General features: G+C 48.5%; 20 protein-coding genes and 1 tRNA gene. 6 read left to right on the forward strand and 15 right to left on the reverse strand.

From position 1 onward, the window contains the following. From EBS36_06570 to EBS36_06600, 7 genes are all read right to left on the reverse strand, one after another. A partial coding sequence (locus EBS36_06570; GenBank protein NBU32810.1) for a 50S ribosomal protein L7/L12 occupies window positions 1–367 on the reverse strand: 367 nt, incomplete at its 3' end. A 51-nt stretch (window positions 368–418) separates the two neighbouring features. Beyond that, window positions 419–1,165 (reverse strand): 50S ribosomal protein L10, encoded by a 747-nt coding sequence (locus tag EBS36_06575; protein NBU32811.1) that lies wholly within the window; start codon window positions 1,163–1,165, stop codon window positions 419–421. Window positions 1,166–1,513: 348 nt separating this feature from the next. Continuing rightward, the gene (locus tag EBS36_06580; GenBank protein NBU32812.1) at window positions 1,514–2,233 is read right to left on the reverse strand and encodes a 50S ribosomal protein L1; all 720 of its coding nucleotides are present in this window, start codon (window positions 2,231–2,233) and stop codon (window positions 1,514–1,516) included. A 69-nt stretch (window positions 2,234–2,302) separates the two neighbouring features. Then, window positions 2,303–2,731 carry a 50S ribosomal protein L11 gene (gene rplK, locus EBS36_06585; GenBank protein NBU32813.1) on the reverse strand — a complete coding sequence of 143 codons (429 nt, stop codon included), beginning with the start codon at window positions 2,729–2,731 and terminating at the stop codon, window positions 2,303–2,305. 19 nt (window positions 2,732–2,750) lie between these two features. Then, a complete protein-coding gene (gene nusG / locus EBS36_06590; GenBank protein NBU32814.1) occupies window positions 2,751–3,650 on the reverse strand; it encodes a transcription termination/antitermination protein NusG in 900 nt (299 codons plus the stop codon). A 33-nt stretch (window positions 3,651–3,683) separates the two neighbouring features. Beyond that, the gene (gene secE / locus EBS36_06595; GenBank protein NBU32815.1) at window positions 3,684–3,899 is read right to left on the reverse strand and encodes a preprotein translocase subunit SecE; all 216 of its coding nucleotides are present in this window, start codon (window positions 3,897–3,899) and stop codon (window positions 3,684–3,686) included. A 56-nt stretch (window positions 3,900–3,955) separates the two neighbouring features. Beyond that, window positions 3,956–4,028: transfer RNA gene (locus EBS36_06600), tRNA-Trp, on the reverse strand. A gap of 202 nt (window positions 4,029–4,230) precedes the next feature. On the opposite strand from EBS36_06600, the gene EBS36_06605 reads away from it, so the two are divergent. Next, window positions 4,231–5,433 carry a pyridoxal phosphate-dependent aminotransferase gene (locus EBS36_06605; GenBank protein ID NBU32816.1) on the forward strand — a complete coding sequence of 401 codons (1,203 nt, stop codon included), beginning with the start codon at window positions 4,231–4,233 and terminating at the stop codon, window positions 5,431–5,433. Here the strand turns inward: EBS36_06605 and EBS36_06610 are convergent, their stop codons facing one another. Both EBS36_06610 and EBS36_06615 read right to left on the reverse strand, forming a co-directional pair. Continuing rightward, window positions 5,434–6,636 carry a tyrosine-protein kinase family protein gene (locus EBS36_06610; protein ID NBU32817.1) on the reverse strand — a complete coding sequence of 401 codons (1,203 nt, stop codon included), beginning with the start codon at window positions 6,634–6,636 and terminating at the stop codon, window positions 5,434–5,436. 13 nt (window positions 6,637–6,649) lie between these two features. Continuing rightward, window positions 6,650–7,294, reverse strand: a complete 645-nt coding sequence (locus EBS36_06615; GenBank protein NBU32818.1) for a hypothetical protein — start codon at window positions 7,292–7,294, stop codon at window positions 6,650–6,652. Between the two features lie 115 nt (window positions 7,295–7,409). Here EBS36_06615 and EBS36_06620 point away from each other — a divergent pair, with 115 nt between their 5' ends. Then, complete coding sequence (locus EBS36_06620) at window positions 7,410–7,619, forward strand: DNA-binding protein (GenBank protein NBU32819.1); 210 nt, start codon at window positions 7,410–7,412, stop codon at window positions 7,617–7,619. On the opposite strand, the gene EBS36_06625 is transcribed toward EBS36_06620, so the two are convergent. Beyond that, complete coding sequence (locus EBS36_06625; protein NBU32820.1) at window positions 7,616–8,170, reverse strand: hypothetical protein; 555 nt, start codon at window positions 8,168–8,170, stop codon at window positions 7,616–7,618. The two genes, EBS36_06620 and EBS36_06625, sit on opposite strands and share 4 nt — an antisense overlap. 218 nt (window positions 8,171–8,388) lie before the next feature. Here EBS36_06625 and EBS36_06630 point away from each other — a divergent pair, with 218 nt between their 5' ends. Further along, window positions 8,389–8,907, forward strand: coding sequence for a hypothetical protein (locus EBS36_06630; GenBank protein ID NBU32821.1), 519 nt, complete (start codon window positions 8,389–8,391; stop codon window positions 8,905–8,907). Here EBS36_06630 and secA read toward each other — a convergent pair whose 3' ends face one another. Continuing rightward, window positions 8,908–11,628 carry a preprotein translocase subunit SecA gene (gene secA, locus EBS36_06635; protein ID NBU32822.1) on the reverse strand — a complete coding sequence of 907 codons (2,721 nt, stop codon included), beginning with the start codon at window positions 11,626–11,628 and terminating at the stop codon, window positions 8,908–8,910. 217 nt (window positions 11,629–11,845) lie between these two features. On the opposite strand from secA, the gene EBS36_06640 reads away from it, so the two are divergent. Together EBS36_06640 and EBS36_06645 are read left to right on the forward strand one after the other, a co-directional pair. Then, the gene (locus EBS36_06640; protein ID NBU32823.1) at window positions 11,846–13,894 is read left to right on the forward strand and encodes a SpoIID/LytB domain-containing protein; all 2,049 of its coding nucleotides are present in this window, start codon (window positions 11,846–11,848) and stop codon (window positions 13,892–13,894) included. A 25-nt stretch (window positions 13,895–13,919) separates the two neighbouring features. Further along, window positions 13,920–14,219, forward strand: coding sequence for a DUF4031 domain-containing protein (locus tag EBS36_06645; GenBank protein ID NBU32824.1), 300 nt, complete (start codon window positions 13,920–13,922; stop codon window positions 14,217–14,219). Between the two features lie 7 nt (window positions 14,220–14,226). Here the strand turns inward: EBS36_06645 and EBS36_06650 are convergent, their stop codons facing one another. The 4 genes from EBS36_06650 to mca are packed head-to-tail and all read right to left on the reverse strand — an operon-like array spanning window position 14,227 to window position 16,356. After that, complete coding sequence (locus EBS36_06650) at window positions 14,227–14,538, reverse strand: DUF3817 domain-containing protein (GenBank protein ID NBU32825.1); 312 nt, start codon at window positions 14,536–14,538, stop codon at window positions 14,227–14,229. Beyond that, window positions 14,535–15,284 carry a hypothetical protein gene (locus EBS36_06655; GenBank protein ID NBU32826.1) on the reverse strand — a complete coding sequence of 250 codons (750 nt, stop codon included), beginning with the start codon at window positions 15,282–15,284 and terminating at the stop codon, window positions 14,535–14,537. Before EBS36_06655 ends, EBS36_06650 begins: the two co-directional genes overlap by 4 nt. Beyond that, window positions 15,284–15,478: a hypothetical protein gene (locus EBS36_06660; protein ID NBU32827.1), complete on the reverse strand. Its 195-nt coding sequence runs from the start codon at window positions 15,476–15,478 to the stop codon at window positions 15,284–15,286. Before EBS36_06660 ends, EBS36_06655 begins: the two co-directional genes overlap by 1 nt. Before the next feature lie 2 nt (window positions 15,479–15,480). After that, complete coding sequence (mca, locus tag EBS36_06665) at window positions 15,481–16,356, reverse strand: mycothiol conjugate amidase Mca (protein ID NBU32828.1); 876 nt, start codon at window positions 16,354–16,356, stop codon at window positions 15,481–15,483. 19 nt (window positions 16,357–16,375) lie between these two features. On the opposite strand from mca, the gene EBS36_06670 reads away from it, so the two are divergent. Then, the coding region (locus EBS36_06670; GenBank protein NBU32829.1) for a DUF4307 domain-containing protein at window positions 16,376–16,860 on the forward strand (485 nt) is incomplete at its 3' end.

The following is a 16,860-nucleotide window of genomic DNA, read 5'->3' on the forward strand; positions in this document are numbered from 1 at the left end:
CACCTTCAAGAGTGGCCTTAGCTGCTTCAGCAGCATCCTTCTTGACCTTCTCTAGTACTGGCTTTGGTGCACCTTCAACGAGGTCCTTTGCTTCCTTGAGTCCAAGGTTGGTTAGTGCGCGAACTTCCTTGATGACAGCGATCTTCTGAGCGCCACCATCTTCGAGGATGACATCGAATTCATCCTGTTCTGCGCCAGCAGCTGCGCCTGAATCGCCACCGCCAGCTGCAGGTGCAGCGGCAACAGCAACAGGAGCTGCGGCAGTTACGCCGAAGACTTCTTCGAACTGTGAAACAAATTCTGACAACTCAATGAGGGTCAGTTCCTTAAAGGCATCGATCAATTCATCGGTGCTGAGCTTAGCCATGATGGCTTCCTTCCAGTCGGGGGCTAGTAGGCCCGTTTTTATTTGAGGGGCCTAGCCCTCGGTTGTTTCTGCTTCAGCGGATGCTTCAGCACTTTCTTCAGATGCTGCTTCGGCTGGTGCTTCTTCAGCGACCTCAGCGGCGTCGGTTGCTACTTCAGCTGATGCTTCGGTAGCTACTTCGGTCTGTGCTACCTCGGTAGCAGAGTCAACGGTTTCAGTTGCAACTTCTTCAGTAGCAACTTCGGCACTTGATTCAGCAGGTGCACTTGCAACTGCAGGACCTTCTGCTTCGACCTTTGCGCGCAACGCGTCAACGGTGCGAGCGGCCTGAGATAGCGGAGCCTGGAACAATGCAGCGGCCTTAGCCATTGCAGCGTTTGCAGCGCCAGCAACCTTGGAGAGCAGAACTTCACGTGATTCAAGTTTGGCTAACTTCTTAACGTCATCGGCGGTGAGGACTTTGCCGTCCAGCACGCCACCTTTGATTACTAGAAGTGGATTTTCTTTTGCGAAGGTGTCTAGACCTTTGGCAGCGGTTACTGGATCACCCTTAATGAAGGCGATTGCAGTTGGGCCGACGAGTAGTTCGTCGAAGCCTTGAACTCCAGCATCCTTTGCCGCAATCTTTGACAAGGTGTTCTTCACAACGGCGTACGTAGTATCAGCACCAAGTGAACGACGAAGTTCCTTGAGCTGACCTACTGATAAACCGCGATACTCGGTCAATACTGCAGCAGAGGATGCACGGAATTCTTCCGTGATTTCTGCAACTGCAGCTGCCTTGTCAGCGCGTGCCATGATGCTCCTTGAATGTTGGGGCACCACATTAAAAAAAGCCCCGCGCAAGTAAGGCGGGGCGACAACGCTAAACGCGTTATTGCTTCATCTCACCTGCGCTGGCGCTCCATGTGGAGCCTTAGTCTCGCCTTGGTTTCCCAAGACTGAGGACCGGCGGTCTTCGGTTTGTAGTTAGAACTCTAAAGGTTCGGGCCGATTGAGTCAAAATCGAGCCAAATTGGTCAATATTTCTGGCCTGAAAATGTCAATGGTTACTTTCCGCCGCAGTTAAGCAAAATGAGTTATGAATAAAACAAAAGTGGCCAGTGCAATTGCACCGGCCACCTTCGAAACTGAGAGTTTCTTGGATTAGTTGTCCTCATCCTCGGCGAGCAAGTTGCGAGTCAAGTTTGAATCGACCTGAATGCCAGGGCCCATCGTCGTGGAGATTACAGCTTTGCGGATGTAACGACCTTTAGAAGATGATGGCTTAACACGCAAAACTTCATCGAGAGCTGCTGCATAGTTTTCAACTAGCTGGACTTCAGTGAAGGACGCCTTGCCAATGATGAAGTGCAGGTTTGAGTGCTTGTCGACACGGAACTCGATCTTTCCGCCCTTGATGTCGTCAACAGCCTTAGCAACATCCATGGTGACTGTTCCAGTCTTAGGATTTGGCATCAAGTTTCGTGGACCAAGCACCTTACCTAGTCGACCGACCTTGCCCATCAAGTCTGGGGTTGCAACGACAGCATCAAAATCTGTCCAGCCACCAGCGACTTTGTCAATGAGTTCATCAGCGCCAACAAAGTCAGCACCTGCAGTGCGTGCTTCGTCTGCCTTTTCACCGGTAGCAAAGACCAGGACGCGAGCGGTCTTGCCTGTGCCGTGTGGAAGGTTGACGGTGCTACGCACCATTTGATCTGCTTTACGTGGATCAACACCAAGCAACATTGCTACTTCAACTGTCTGATCAAACTTGGTTGAGGTCGCGCCTGCTTTCGCGAGTCGCACTGCAGCTAGTGGGCTATAAAGTACGTTCTTATCGATGGTCGCGGCGGTCTTGTTGTAAGCCTTACCGTGCTTCATTTATTTCTCCTTGTAGTTGTTGTGGAGTTCGTGGTTAGAACCTGAAGCAGGTTCTCCCACTTGGGGGGGTTAACTGACGGTTACGCCCATTGAGCGAGCGGTACCTTCAATGATCTTCATTGCTGCGTCAATGTCATTGGCATTGAGGTCAACAAGTTTGAGTGCAGCAATTTCGCGTACCTGATCCTTGGTGATGTTTGCCACCTTGTTGGTATGCGGAACTCCTGAACCCTTTTCAATTCCAGCTGCTTTCAGAATTAACTTGGCTGCTGGTGGGGTCTTGGTGACAAATGAGAAAGAACGGTCTTCATAAACCGTAATTTCTACAGGAATCACCTGACCGCGCTGGCTTTCTGTCTCGGCGTTGTATGCCTTGCAGAAGTCCATAATGTTGACACCGTGCTGACCTAGTGCTGGACCAACTGGCGGAGCAGGGTTTGCCTCGCCAGCCTTGATCTGCAATTTGATCAGGCCGGTGACCTTTTTTGTTGGGGCCATGTCTTATGCGTCCTTTTTCTTAGTTCTTCTGGATCTGGTTGAAGCCCAGTTCCACGGGAGTCTCTCGGCCGAAGATTTCGACCAGACCCACGACTTTTTGTGCATCCAAATTAATCTCGGAGATCGTTGCATGCAGGGTGGCGAATGGACCATCCACAACCATGACGGAATCGCCAATGTTGAGGTCGATCTCAATTTTCGGCCCTGATTCACCCTTGGCCCGGGAAGTCGGCGCGCCACTTGCTGCGGCTGCTGATGCGGCGACTGTTGCCAACGGCTTTTCGACCGGTGGGCGAAGCATGCCAAACGCTTCGTCCAAAGTTAGGGGCGCTGGATTGTGGCCTTGGCCAACAAATCCGGTAACACCTGGTGTGTGACGAACAGCTCCCCATGACTCGTCTGTTAAGTCCATTCGGACCAATACATATCCTGGGAACTTGTTGCGCTTAACGACCTGGCGCTTGTCTTTCTTGATTTCAGTTACTTCTTCAGTGGGAACCTGAACCTCAAAAATGTAATCTTCCATGGAAAGAGATACCCGACGAGTTTCAATGTTCTGCTTAACCCGATTTTCAAAACCTGCATACGAATGCAAGACGTACCATTCACCTGGTAGCAACGCTAGTCGAGTACGAAATGCCTCGGCTGGGTCTTCAACCTCAGGCGTCTCTTCAACTTCTGCATCTGCCGCACTGGGCGCTTCAGCAACATCTGCAGTATCACTCTGAATTTCTGACTCAACAACAGCGCTGAGGTCAAAGCTTTCAGAATCATCGCTGGCTACTTCGCCGTCAATGTCAACATCAACAGGCCCGTTGTAATCGGTGTCAGTAATTTCAGCAGCTAGTTCGCTATCGATTGGCAATTCAGTTGCTGCAGCATCGATAGAAACTTCTTCATCCGATGAAGTTGCTTGCAAGAAAGTTGGGTCGGTCACTGGGTAAATCCTTACTTATCCGAAAATCTTCAAGACGGCTTTGGTAAAACCTAAATCCATGGTTGCTACTACCAGAGCAAGAACGGTGACAAATACGATGACCACAATTGTGTAGGTAACTAGTTGATCACGAGTAGGCCAAACCACCTTTTTCAGTTCGGCAATTACTTGGCGCAAAAATAGCGCGATTCGCCCAAAGGCGTTTAACCGTGCTTCTGTTTCCGTGCTCATAACGTCCTCTCGTACCGTCTTGCGTTGAACCAGTGTGAGTCTTGCTCACACAAGTGCAGGGCCGGAGGGACTCGAACCCCCAACCGCTGGTTTTGGAGACCAGTGCTCTACCAATTGAGCCACGACCCTCGGCCCGTTCTTGGTCTGGCTTACAAACCCACTTTTGGGCATGCTTACGCAAACTAAGAATTGTGTCGGAGTGTCAAGTGTAGCCCAGAATTGCAAAAGTAAAAACCGCGCTAAATTCAACCACGTGATAAGCGTAAAAACCATGTGGTACAACAATTACCTCAGTTTAGCCTCGGCGCACTACACCCACTAATCTTTAAGTGTGACTTCCGAAAAACCAAGAATTTCTGCCCGAATTGATGCAATTGCCGAATCAGCCACTTTAGCCGTAGATGCCAAGGCTAAAGCGCTTAAGGCTGCTGGCCGGCCAGTGATCGGCTTTGGTGCTGGCGAGCCCGACTTTCCAACGCCCGATTACATTGTGCAGGCGGCGGTTGAAGCATGTCGTGATCCAAAATGGCATCGCTACACACCAGCGGCTGGAATTCCAGAATTAAAAAGTGCGGTCGCGGAAAAAACTTTGCGTGACTCCGGTTATTCAGTCGATGCAAGTCAGGTTTTGATCACAAATGGCGGAAAGCAAGCTTTATACAATGCGTTCGCCACTTTGCTAGATCCTGGCGATGAGGTTTTGCTACCAGCGCCATATTGGACTACCTATCCAGAATCTATCCGCCTAGCTGGTGGAGTGCCAGTAGAAATTTTGACTGACGAAGCAACTGGGTATCGCACATCCGTAGCTCAACTAGATGCAGCATTGACTCCCAAGACTAAAGTTTTAGTTTTTGTTTCGCCGAGTAACCCAACTGGTGCGGTTTACTCCCCTGCCGAAGTTGAAGCAATTGGTCAGTGGGCTGTTGAAAAAGGTCTGTGGGTCGTCACCGATGAAATTTACGAACACTTGGTTTATGGTGAAGCTGAGTTTTCCTCAATGCCTGTTTTAGTTCCAGACCTTGCAGATAAGTGTGTCGTTGTAAATGGAGTTGCCAAAACTTATGCGATGACTGGCTGGCGTGTGGGGTGGATGATTGGTCCTAACGACATCGTTAAGGCCGCAACTAATCTGCAATCACACGCAACTTCAAATGTGGCTAACGTCTCACAGATTGCGGCACTTGCTGCAGTTTCAGGAGATCTTTCCGCAGTTCATGAGATGAAAGTTGCATTTAACCGCCGACGCCTTCTGATTACTTCAATGCTTAATGAGATCTCTGGAGTAACTTGTCCGGAACCTGAAGGTGCTTTCTATGTCTACCCTTCGGTAAAAGAAATTTTGGGTCGCACGATCAACGGCAAAGTGGCGAAAACCTCTGCCGAACTTGCTGCCCTGATTTTGGACGAAGTAGAAGTAGCCGTAGTTCCTGGCGAAGCTTTCGGCACGCCAGGTTACCTGCGCTTGTCTTATGCATTGGGTGATGCCGATTTAACTGAAGGCATTACTCGAATTCAAAACTTGCTAAAGTAACTAGGCGGCATCTAATTGGTGAATCACCCTGGATGCAAAGTTTGGGTTAGTAACTAATTGGTTTGTTGAAATCTTTTGCGCAAAACTTTCTAACTTTCGAGTAATCGGGTGCTTAGGCAGGTGTTTGCCGAAAAAGTCACAGGTCAATTCACTACTCGTCACGGCATCTGGATCATCGACTAAGGTCACGATGTTGCTAACTCTCGTATGACGTTGCACCAGAGCTGAAAAATCATTCGCGACCTTGTCGCTGCGACAACGATTTAACACCACAGAGATTTCGTAATTTCGCAAATTTGATTCGTGCTCAATCAACCCGCCGATAAGCCGGGAAACTGAAACGTTGTTTGCCGATGCGCAGAAAATCAAATTTTTTGACCCGGCGAGCACGGTTTGGATTGGTAAATCGCGATGATTGAATCCGGGGTAACTGTCTGCTTCAAGTGAAGTGAATACCGGGCCGACATCTACTAGCACGGTGTATTCGTGCCGAAGTGCTTGCCACAGTTTTTCAAGTTGTGGACTGCGCAACTGTACCCAGTCTGAAACGTCGGTAAGTCCTGGAATAGCCGCCAAGTTTGGTTCAACAATTGCCAGCGGTGGGATTGTCCAGCCTTCAGCCGTACTTCCCAGGCTTGACTGGGTAACATCAAGTAAATCTTTTGTGGTGCTTGGCAAATTCAGGTCTTGAATTAGTGAGGGACCATAGTTGTCAGCTTCAACTAGGGCAACGCTACCTGCCAGTTTGGAAATGGCCAAGGCTAACTCTCGCGCAATGAATGAACGTCCGACTCCACCGCCAAAACTGGCAACGCAAAACATTTTTCTGGTCGGCACATACTCCTCGGGCGTAGATCGGGATTCAGATAGTGCGCCCAAAATCTGTTGTGGCACACTGGATAAATTCCTTAAATCCAATGCGATAAATTTCGTTAGTCCAGCATTGAGCCAGAGTTCGGGTGTAGTCGTGATTGCGACTACTTCAACTGCTTGTTCAGATAATTTGGCCAGAACACTCGAGTCAAAGCGTAGGCTGGCATCGCCAACTATAACCAAATCAATTTGGTGCACCTGGACCGCAGATAAGGCATCTACACCATCCACGCAACGTCGAGAAATTCTTATTTTTGAAGACGGATGACTGAAAGCAGCGGCAAGTTCTGGTTCCCAGTTAACATTTCCAAGCGAAAGTATTGCTTTCATTTCTCCTCCTTACTCAGTCGGCAATCGCTACCACATCAAGTACGCCATCGCGCAGGGCAGTTAGGACAGACCGCAAGTCTGATTTTTCTACTTGGACAGAAATGGCGGTGTCAGAATTTGGCTCGCTATCGACTGGAATGTCTGAAACAGTCACCGCTTGTGCAACCAATTTTGGCGGTCCAGGTAATGTCAGTCCGTCAAGGCTGGGCGTGCTCCATAGATCAACTTGATCACCAATTTCAATAGCGGGCAGATGTCCTGCACGTATCGGCAGACTAACTACGCGCACATTAGCTTTAGTTCCAGAAACTGCCTTTGGCGCGGGCAACAACTCCCCAGGCTCCATAAATTTGCTTGTTGTCAATCCAACTGCCTGATTCAAGTCTTTTAAATACAAATTTGAATTAGGTACCGCTACTCTCACCAGCTGCAGATCCGAAATGGTTAAGGTTGTGCCGGCTGACACCGAGTTTTGCAGAGCAACAACAGCAATTCTTTGGTCGGCCAGATTGATTAAACGACTTATGCCAAGAATTGAAAAAATTAATAGGCCAATACCGGTCCACAGGCGGAAATCCTGACGGACTTTTCGATTCACGTTTGGTCGCAATTCGGATTGACTGCCAGACCTAGCTCCAATTCGAAGTGGAATTGCCATTTTCGCTCCTGATGATTTTTTCTATGTTCACATGCTCAGCGCACTTGGACTAGGGGAACATCTTGGCTGTGGAAAACTGGATGCGGAAAATAAAATCTTCGGTAAGTATCGTGATGTGACACCGAGATTTATCACACTTGCAGACGTAGCACTCATCCTCAACATTGCACCAGCGCAGGTCTATACATTGGTTAGGTCTGGCGAGTTACCTGCCATCAAAATTGGAGCCCGCGGCCAGTGGCGAGTTGAGGCCAGTGAGCTGGAAAAATTTATTTTGAGTCAGTACAAAAGTACTGCCGAATTTGTAAGGAACAATCCGCGTTAATCCGCGAATCTAAGAGCAACTAACTGTGCAAAGACAATGGTGCAAATTGACTTACCACCTGAAATGTCAACCGAATCCAAATTGATATTTCGAATTTTTCCGCTAGTAACTGAAGACTGACCTATGAACCAAGTAAGTGTGATTTGTAAGTCTGCAAATTCGCGCAACATGAGCTGTAGTGAGAAGTCATCAATTGGGGATCCTGAATTTTCATTTGCTTTTTGGAGCAGTCCAGTGATTCGGATAATCGCTGTATCAAAAATGAGGTATGAATACTGAATATCTTGTAGTCCGATTAATGCAGGGCTGCGATGCCAAAGCTTTCCAGATAAAAAGCCTAACTCTTGATGATTTACTTCAACGTCGACTTTGCTGCCCAATGCTGGCAAGCGATCTCGCCAAGAAATCTGAGAATCCTCATAGCGAATGCCCTCACTTACTTGCTCGGCTAACTGTACTAATTGCTCTGATGTAATTTTGCGATTTGCCAAGTCAAGAAGCCGGCTCAAGTCAGAGGCTAGTTCAGGCTCAATATTTTCCGACCAAGTCATATTCACTCCTGAAGACAGCGCAACTATCTAAGTATTGATCTTTACCATTCTCAAATTCAGTTATCCACAAGTTTTCCAAATGTGGAGATTGTGTATTGACAACAACAGGACCCTGACTTAAAAGTTAATTACAGGTAGTTCGGGGGTACAAGAACTACCTGAAGCTTTCGGCAACTAGCTGCAAGCATTTGCAACCATCTGGTGCTTAGGGGGAACTAATGGCTAATGCACATCCAGAACTATCTAGTAACTTGGCGAAACTTGCTGACGTGGTGGAGTTACGAAAGCACAGAAAAACAACTCCAATCGACACTTTGCCGCTTGAATGGACGCCTACCAGTGGCGCTAACGCCTTGGCTTACGCTCCACCCGTGCCGCATCTGATTGCACTAGATGAGAGCGGACATCGTCACACTTCACGTGCGGAGCTTCCTTCGGCACATCAGTGGTCGATCCGACTTGTGCACGGCCTGGTCGAGGTCATAAATGGAGTCAGACCAGCGAGTCAATTAACTCGTTGGTTAACCCTTGAAGTGATGGCGCAAGTAAAAAACCGAATTTATGCGAATGACATGCGCAGATTGACCGTTCGCAGCGTACATGTTTCTGAACCTGACGACGGAGTTGCAGAAGTATGTGCAGTTTTTGGCACCCAGAATCGTTGCTATGCACTCGCCCTACGACTTGAAGGACTTGACGGTCGCTGGCGCGCTACTCAACTCACGTGGGGCATGTAATTATCGATTTGCTGGATCGCCGTGGCACTTCTTGAACTTGCGCCCAGATCCACATGGACATTCGTCATTGCGACCAACATTTGCAAAGGCGTCTGATCCTGGCGCAGCTTTAGCAACGACATCTCCGGTCTCGCTTGGTGCTGAGTAAGTTAGTGGACGACTCGGTGCCTGCGGTTCGGCTCCTTTAATCAGCGTGACTGGCTCTTCGCTGTCATCGTCTTCAAACTGCACATCAACATCAGCATTAAATACAAATCCCACTGTCTCTTCCTTGATGCTGTCCATCATGGCCACAAACAAGTCGTAACCTTCGCGCTGGTATTCCACAAGCGGATCGCGCTGAGCCATAGCTCGAAGTCCGATTCCTTCTTGTAGGTAGTCCATCTCGTAGAGATGTTCACGCCACTTTCGATCAAGCACGCTAAGCACTACATTGCGTTCAAGTTGCCGCATTACCTCAAGACCTAACTGTGCTTCGCGTTTTTCATAAGCTGACTGCGCATCTTCGAGCACTGTTTCCAAGATGTATTCGGTATCCAACGCTGATGCATCGCCACCAGACTTAGCAATCAAGTCCTCTATTGAAATGCTGATTGGGTACAAGGTGCCCAGGGCGGTCCATAGCGTTTCCAGATCCCACTCTTCGGGATACCCTTCGGCCGTTGCTTCTCGTATGTAGGCCGAAATGGTTTCGTCAACGAAAGTAGCAATTTGATCTTGCACGTCATCACCATCAAGCAACTGTGCACGTTCGGCATAGACCACCTTGCGTTGCAGGTTTAGCACCTCGTCGTACTTCAAAACATTCTTTCTAATCTCGAAGTTCTGCGCTTCAAATTGGGTCTGTGCGGAAAGGATTGCTTTGGTTACCATGCTGGCTTCAATTGGCACATCATCGGGCACATTGAATCGCTGCAAGAATCCGTTTACTCGCTCGCCCTGGAATAAGCGCATCAGGTCATCTTCAAGGGATAAGTAGAAGCGACTCTCGCCAGGATCTCCTTGGCGACCGGAACGTCCGCGCAACTGATTATCAATGCGTCGAGATTCATGACGTTCGGTGCCTAAAACATAAAGGCCCCCAGCAGCAACAACCTCATCATGCTCAGTTTCCGTTGCCGCTTTTGCGCTGGAAAGTGCCGCTGGCCAAGCAGCTTCGTACTCTTCAGGATTTTCTACTGGGCTTAAGCCTTGTCTTTCCAGTGCCATGGCCGCACGAAATTCTGGATTACCGCCCAAAATAATGTCGGTACCACGACCAGCCATGTTTGTCGCAACAGTAACTGCACCTTTGCGGCCGGCTTCGGCCACGATAGCGGCTTCTCGAGCGTGTTGCTTTGCATTCAAGACCTCATGTTTGATGCCGACTCGGGTTAGTAGTCCTGAGATTAATTCACTCTTTTCCACGCTGGTGGTGCCAACCAGGACTGGCTGTCCTGCTTTGTTGCGTTCAACGATGTCATCAATAACCGCTTGGTACTTTGCCTGTTCACTTCGGTAGACCAAATCTGGCTGATCAATACGCAGCATCGGCTTATTGGTTGGGATGGGCAACACATTTAGTTTGTAAATCTGATTAAACTCTGCGGCTTCGGTCATCGCAGTACCAGTCATACCCCCGAGCTTCTCGTACATTCGGAAATAATTCTGCAAGGTGATTGTGGCTAAGGTTTGATTTTCATTTTGAATTTCAACACCTTCTTTAGCTTCAATCGCTTGGTGCATTCCCTCGTTGTAGCGACGTCCCGACAAAATACGGCCAGTGTGCTCATCCACAATCATGACTTCGCCTTGCATGACTACATAGTCACGATCACGTTTAAATAGATTTTCTGCCTTTAAGGCATTGTTTAAGTAGCCAACCAACGGAGTATTTGCTGATTCATAGAGGTTGTCGATCCCCAGCCAGTTTTCCACTTTAGAAACACCCGAATCCAAAATGCCAACAGTGCGCTTCTTTTCATCGACTTCATAGTCCTGGTCCCGGACAAGTCGTGGAACGAGTCGAGCAAAATCTCCGTACCACTTTGTAGGTAGATCTGCTGGTCCGCTAATAATCAGTGGCGTCCTAGCCTCATCAATCAGAATCGAGTCGACTTCATCAACAACCGCAAAGTTGTAGCCGCGTTGGACTCTTGATTCCGAATCCCAAGACATGTTGTCGCGCAGGTAATCAAAACCAAACTCATTGTTTGTGCCATAAGTAATGTCCGCGGCATAAGCTATCCGACGATCCGGCGGACTCATGTCTGCCAAAATACAACCCACGCTGAGACCTAAAAAGCGATGAACGCGACCCATCCACTGGGAGTCGCGCTCTGCCAAATAGTCGTTGACGGTAACAATGTGCACGCCCTTGCCCGAGAGTGCATTTAAGTATGCGGGCAAAGTAGAGACCAAGGTCTTACCTTCACCAGTTCGCATTTCCGCGATATTGCCAAGGTGTAGAGCGGCGCCACCCATCAACTGCACATCGTAATGACGCTGACCTAAAGTACGTTTTGCGGCTTCGCGAACTACGGCAAATGCTTCGGGCATTAAGTCGTCTAGAGATTCACCCTGCGCGTGTCGCTGTTTGAGTTCACCGGTCATGGCACGCAGTTGATCGTCAGACAAAGCGCTTATGTGGTCCTCAATAGCGTTAACCTGTTTTGCGATGGATTCAAGTGTGCGAATCATTTTTCCTTCGCCAGCGCGAAGAATCTTGTCAACTAGTTTCACTTGATGTCCTTTTGACTCGGGATGAAGGAATTGAACTGGCGGCTTATTGCTGCCAAAGGTTCCTTCCTCATATCGTAGGTCACCTGCCCAACTTCCGAGTACCGGTATTGGGTAACTAATAATTTATGGAACATCAGGATTTGGTAGCCCAAACTTAGGGTAAAAATGTGTTACTTTCAGGAAGAAGCAGTTCTTCCCCAAACCTGCTTGAGGAAAAATGTCTAGGTTTCGCCCACTGATTGCGCTGTTGCTTGCGCTTACTTCAGTTTTGGCTAACAGTACCGCCGAAGCCTGCGTACGAAGGTTGGTCGTGACCGGAGCAGCAACCAGTTCTCCTTCAGCAAGCCCAAGTCCGAGTGCCAGTGCCCCAATGGTTCCAGCTTCTTTCACGCTATACGGCTCAGGATTTGGCCATGGAATAGGGCTGAGTCAGTACGGCGCCCAAGGAATGGCTAAGGAAGGTGCCACTTCCGCCGAAATCATTGAACATTATTTCCCTGGCGCATCGGTAAGCCCTAAGCCGATGCCTAGCAATTTAATTGTTGGGTTATTGCAGGATCGGATTCCAGACTCACGAAGGTTTATCTCAATTCGTGGCGAAAGTGTTGGCGGCAAAGGTCGTGGTTTAACTATTACGCTTTCGGGACAAAAGATTGAGGTGCCGAATAATTCCGCAGTCACATTCGGTGTTATCAACAATCAAGTTGCTGCTTATGGACCGAATGGAATTTACAAAGACGCAAAGGGACAAAACATTGTTTCAGATACGGCCAAAGTAACTTGGGGTAAGCAGATTGTCGGCAGTAAAACGTCTACTGTGGCAAATGTATCTTCGTCCAGTAATAGCGCGGTGGCCGTTGAAAATCTTGGCGGCCAATGTGCCATAAATAGCTGTCAACAAAGGTATAAATATGGATATCTGACAGTGACTCCGTTTAAAGGCGGGACACTGAACATTACTAATACGCTTCGACTAACTGATGAATATTTGTTCGGACTTGGCGAGATGCCATCATCATGGCTACCAGCGGCGCTTGAATCTCAGGCAATAGCCGGGCGCTCATATGCCTATATGAAGTACCAAGCCAAACAAGTTGCACCTTATCGGACGCAGTGCGCATGCCAAATTTATGCAACGACTGTTGATCAAAATTTTGTCGGCTTCGCGAAAGAGTATGCAACAGCCGGACAAAATTGGGTTAATGCGGTTAAGGCAACGACAAATCAAGTAGCGCTTTATCAAGGGCAAGTTATTGAAACTTTCTTTTCTTCGTCTACAGGCGGATTTACCCAGCCAATCAGGGAAGCGTGGGGCACTAGCGGCTATCCGTGGCTCACAAAGGTTGATGATCATTGGTCTAAGGCAACTTCAAACCCAAATGCCAAGTGGCGAACTTCAATTACTCAATCAGCTTTAGTTGGCAAATTGCGGGCAGCAGGAATCAACGTTAAAGATGTAGCAACTTTCACAGTTTCCGATCATTACCAGAGCGGTGCGGTCAGTGAGTTAACAGTTGTTGATTCAGCTGGTCGAGTGCTTGTGATTAGTTCGATTCCAAATATGCTCAACCCAGCCGCGCCAAACATTAGCCCGTCTGGCTTGCGCAGCATCTTTGAATTGAAGTCGACTTATGTGCGAAGTATCGCAGCTAGTTCTCGTAGAGTGACCGGTGCCTTGGACAACTCCCCTGATGTACTTCAGATTCTCAATGTCCAGACTTGGCCACCAGTCTCGGGGCTGCCGGGCGACACTTTAACTATTGCTGGAAATATAAAACCGGTGCAGATGGGCGTAACTGTTGTGCTTTCCGACTTAACTGCTGGAAAGTGGGTTCCAGTGGCTACCACCAAAACAGACATTGCGGGCTCATGGACACTCGCCTACCCGACAGTACGGGCCGGAACTCATAAGTTACGGGTCTTAGCCAAGAATTCGGTCAGCACTATACGCACTTTCAGTACAGACATCACACTTAGTGCATCAATATCAATTTTGGGTAATGGGAAGTATAAGAAGCTGGGTTCAGCTACTTTGCTAACGGGGCAATTAACACCAGCGATGAAAGACATTACGGTTTACCTTTATCGCAAACGGGATACAGGTGAATGGATCCGGATTGCCAAGACCACGACAGATGAGCTTGGAAAGTACAAATTCATCGCCAAGGTTGGACGACAAAAGGGGCTAATTGCATTTAGGGTTAGGGCGAGCAATCCAACTCTTGGTGTTACCTTCAGCGAACCAAGAAGTTTCTCTGTTCGCTAGCTGATTGCTACGGCATAATTGCACCATGGCAATACTCATTGACAGCGCGCTTTGGCGTTGGCGCGATTGGATGTGGTGCCACATGGTTAGCGACACTTCGATAGAAGAACTAAAGGCCTTTGCTCATCAATTGGGTGTCCCAAGTAAAGGATTCCAGGGTGATCATGTGGATCTGCCTGACCACATGCGTGAGTTGGCAATTGCCCAAGGCGCACGCGAAGTTACCTCAAGAGAGTTAGTTGAGGCACTATATCAAGCAGGGATTAGATTGCGACCTAGTCAACGCGCAGGCCGCCCGAAGACGGTTCCGATACATCAGCCCTAGAAGGCGCTTAACTTTCCTTTGCTAATCGTGCTTCAGCAATGAAAGACATTAATGGCACGGTACCCGCCAGCATTACTAACAGCATTTTGAATAAGTTCCAATTGCGCTTCAAGGACAGATTAAAAGTTGCAACTAAATAGATCATGTACAAGTAGCCATGTGCCATCCATAGATGCACATACCAACTGGCATCTGCGATTTCTGGGTTAATGGTTTTTTTGACAATGAACGCGATGGTTGCGGTCAATAATGCAACGCCAACAGTGAACGCCATGTACTTATAAAAGAGCCAACTGTTTCGAGATACTGCCTTGGTCATGTATCAAGTTTGCTAGATTGTGCAATCACTGTCGCGCTAGACACTTCATCTAAAATTACGCGCCGCCAAATCGCCAGCACAAAAAATGCAAAAAAGAGCCAGTTGAATGTGTAAAACACGTTCAAGATTCGTAGTCCATGGCTGGTAAATGCACCTCGGGTAGGTGTCACCGGCAAGAGTGGTGGCTGGACATCTGTCTGCACGATAAAGCCATCTCGAACATTTGACGCAGTATTCATAAGTAGCTTTTTGGTAGTGAGTAATTCCTTGACAGAAATTGGCTGCTCGTAGGGAGCGTCTTCAGCTGGCTGCACAACTCCATAGACAGTCTGCTTACCAGTTGAATTGGTGACACTTTCGCCGGCGCTGAGCCAACCACGTACTACGGCAACGCTGGAACCATCACCGAGATCTAAAAAATCAACTACCCAGCTACCGAGTCTGGCTTGGTTAATGGCTGCGGAATCAACGAGTAAGCGGCCATCCCGTGGACGTTGAGTCAACAAAATCTGATTTTGTGATTCCCAGACCCCAGTCGCTTTGGTGCGCTGACCTACTGAGGACGGCGGTAGATAATCTTTTTGCTTACTGAGTTTCGAATACTCAACTACTTGACTTGGATTAATAGCTTTACGCGGAATGTGTGCACGCTGCCACTGCCAATTGCTTAGAAGCAGACACGAGCCAAAAATTAGCAAGCCAACGAAATGGATTGCCAGTAGTTGCGGTGTGACATACCTGCGCACTAGTCGTCAGAGTTTTCGAAGTTTATGCGCTTTAAGTGCCGATTCAAACTAAGCAGTAATAACACCAAGCCGACGATTAATGAGGTAAGTACTACTGGATACCAAGAACCTGGTTGTACTCGCGAGGTATCAAAGTCAGATGGACTGGGTTTAGGAGTGGAACCGGTCAGGTAGATGAATTTTGCCAACAACATAATTAACTCCGCAGTCCATGAAATAAATCTGTTTCAACTGAATCAGATACTGGTAAATCTAGTCGGTGGGCAGCTAGTTCATATTCCTCAGTTGGCCAGAAGTCCTTTTGGATTTCAAGTGGGACACCAAACCAAGTACCGTTTGGGTCAATCTGAGTTTCATGTGCCAACAGCGCCAAATCTCGAATTTCAAAATAATCGGAAACTGGAATACGAGTTGTTACACGTTGCCAGCTCAGATCTGGTTCGGTGTAACGGTCAAGCCACTGAACATAAGGTGACTCAAGACCAACGGCTAGACACGCCTCGTGCAATGTTCGAATTCGCGTTTGGGTAAATGTGTGATGGTAATAAATCTTCGCGACTGACCAAGCCGGCCTAGATGAGGCATATTCTGCACTTGCTGCCTGCTCGTACGCGAACATTGCGACCTCATGGGTTCTGATGTGGTCTGGATGCGGGTAGCCGCCATTTTCGTCATAGGTTGTCATGACATGCGGCCGAAATTCCCGAACTAATTCAACGAGTGGAGCGGCGGCAACTGACAGAGGCTGGGCAGCGAAGCTATCTGCTGGCACAGGCGGTTTTGGGTCTCCATCCGGAAAGCCAGAATCAATAAAACCTAACCAGCGATGGCTCACTCCAAGAATTTCCGCCGAGCGCTGCATCTCGAGCCTTCGTACTTCACCTAAATCACGGTCGCCAAGCTCATAGCTTGGATTGAGAATGTCTCCTCGTTCACCGCCAGTGCAGGTAGCGACTAGTACTTCAACACCTTGCGCCACATACATGGCCACTGTTGCTGCGCCTTTACTCGCTTCGTCATCGGGATGCGCATGGACCGCCAATAACCGCAATGGCTCTTCTGGAGCGGGCATTAAATTTATTGATGCTGACATGTCTCTATTCTCTTACACCGCTTATTGTGGTCTTACCATGAGTAACCATGTTGACTTACCACCCCATCTGCAGAAGCGCTATGGGGTGCACAAATCTGCTTGGTGGGCATACGTGACTATTTTGTTGCTAGTTGCTTCATTGCTGGGATTGGTCATTTACACCAATTACCGTTCGGTAAAACCCAGTATTGCCGGAGAGTTGACAACTTTCACGGTCACAAAAGGTGCAGTTCAGATCAACTGGAAAATACAGCGGCCGACTGGCAAAACCATTTATTGCGCAATCCGAGCCCAGGATCGCGCAAAGACTGATGTGGGATATGCCATCGTTGAAATTGCTGGTCAGAATGATCAGGAAATTGTTACTTACGAATTGCGGACAAACGGCAAGGCAGTTCTGGCCGAAGTTTTGGGGTGTGGACCCACTCAGAATTTACGCGTACCGCCAGCAAATTTCCCTCCTGGCTTGCAGATACCCGATCA

Source organism: Actinomycetota bacterium (assembly GCA_009923495.1).
Classification (GTDB): Bacteria; Actinomycetota; Actinomycetes; order S36-B12; family UBA5976; genus UBA5976.

What these genes read in the sequence shown, in the direction of transcription:
- EBS36_06575 (NBU32811.1), bottom strand. Translation starts at nt 1,165, where the DNA reads ATGGCACGCGCTGACAAGGCAGCTGCAGTTGCAGAAATCACGGAAGAA.
- EBS36_06580 (NBU32812.1), bottom strand. Translation starts at nt 2,233, where the DNA reads ATGAAGCACGGTAAGGCTTACAACAAGACCGCCGCGACCATCGATAAG.
- rplK (NBU32813.1), bottom strand. Translation starts at nt 2,731, where the DNA reads ATGGCCCCAACAAAAAAGGTCACCGGCCTGATCAAATTGCAGATCAAG.
- secE (NBU32815.1), bottom strand. Translation starts at nt 3,899, where the DNA reads ATGAGCACGGAAACAGAAGCACGGTTAAACGCCTTTGGGCGAATCGCG.
- EBS36_06610 (NBU32817.1), bottom strand. Translation starts at nt 6,636, where the DNA reads ATGAAAGCAATACTTTCGCTTGGAAATGTTAACTGGGAACCAGAACTT.
- EBS36_06615 (NBU32818.1), bottom strand. Translation starts at nt 7,294, where the DNA reads ATGGCAATTCCACTTCGAATTGGAGCTAGGTCTGGCAGTCAATCCGAA.
- EBS36_06625 (NBU32820.1), bottom strand. Translation starts at nt 8,170, where the DNA reads ATGACTTGGTCGGAAAATATTGAGCCTGAACTAGCCTCTGACTTGAGC.
- EBS36_06630 (NBU32821.1), top strand. Translation starts at nt 8,389, where the DNA reads ATGGCTAATGCACATCCAGAACTATCTAGTAACTTGGCGAAACTTGCT.
- EBS36_06640 (NBU32823.1), top strand. Translation starts at nt 11,846, where the DNA reads ATGTCTAGGTTTCGCCCACTGATTGCGCTGTTGCTTGCGCTTACTTCA.
- EBS36_06645 (NBU32824.1), top strand. Translation starts at nt 13,920, where the DNA reads ATGGCAATACTCATTGACAGCGCGCTTTGGCGTTGGCGCGATTGGATG.
- EBS36_06650 (NBU32825.1), bottom strand. Translation starts at nt 14,538, where the DNA reads ATGACCAAGGCAGTATCTCGAAACAGTTGGCTCTTTTATAAGTACATG.
- EBS36_06660 (NBU32827.1), bottom strand. Translation starts at nt 15,478, where the DNA reads ATGTTGTTGGCAAAATTCATCTACCTGACCGGTTCCACTCCTAAACCC.
- mca (NBU32828.1), bottom strand. Translation starts at nt 16,356, where the DNA reads ATGCCCGCTCCAGAAGAGCCATTGCGGTTATTGGCGGTCCATGCGCAT.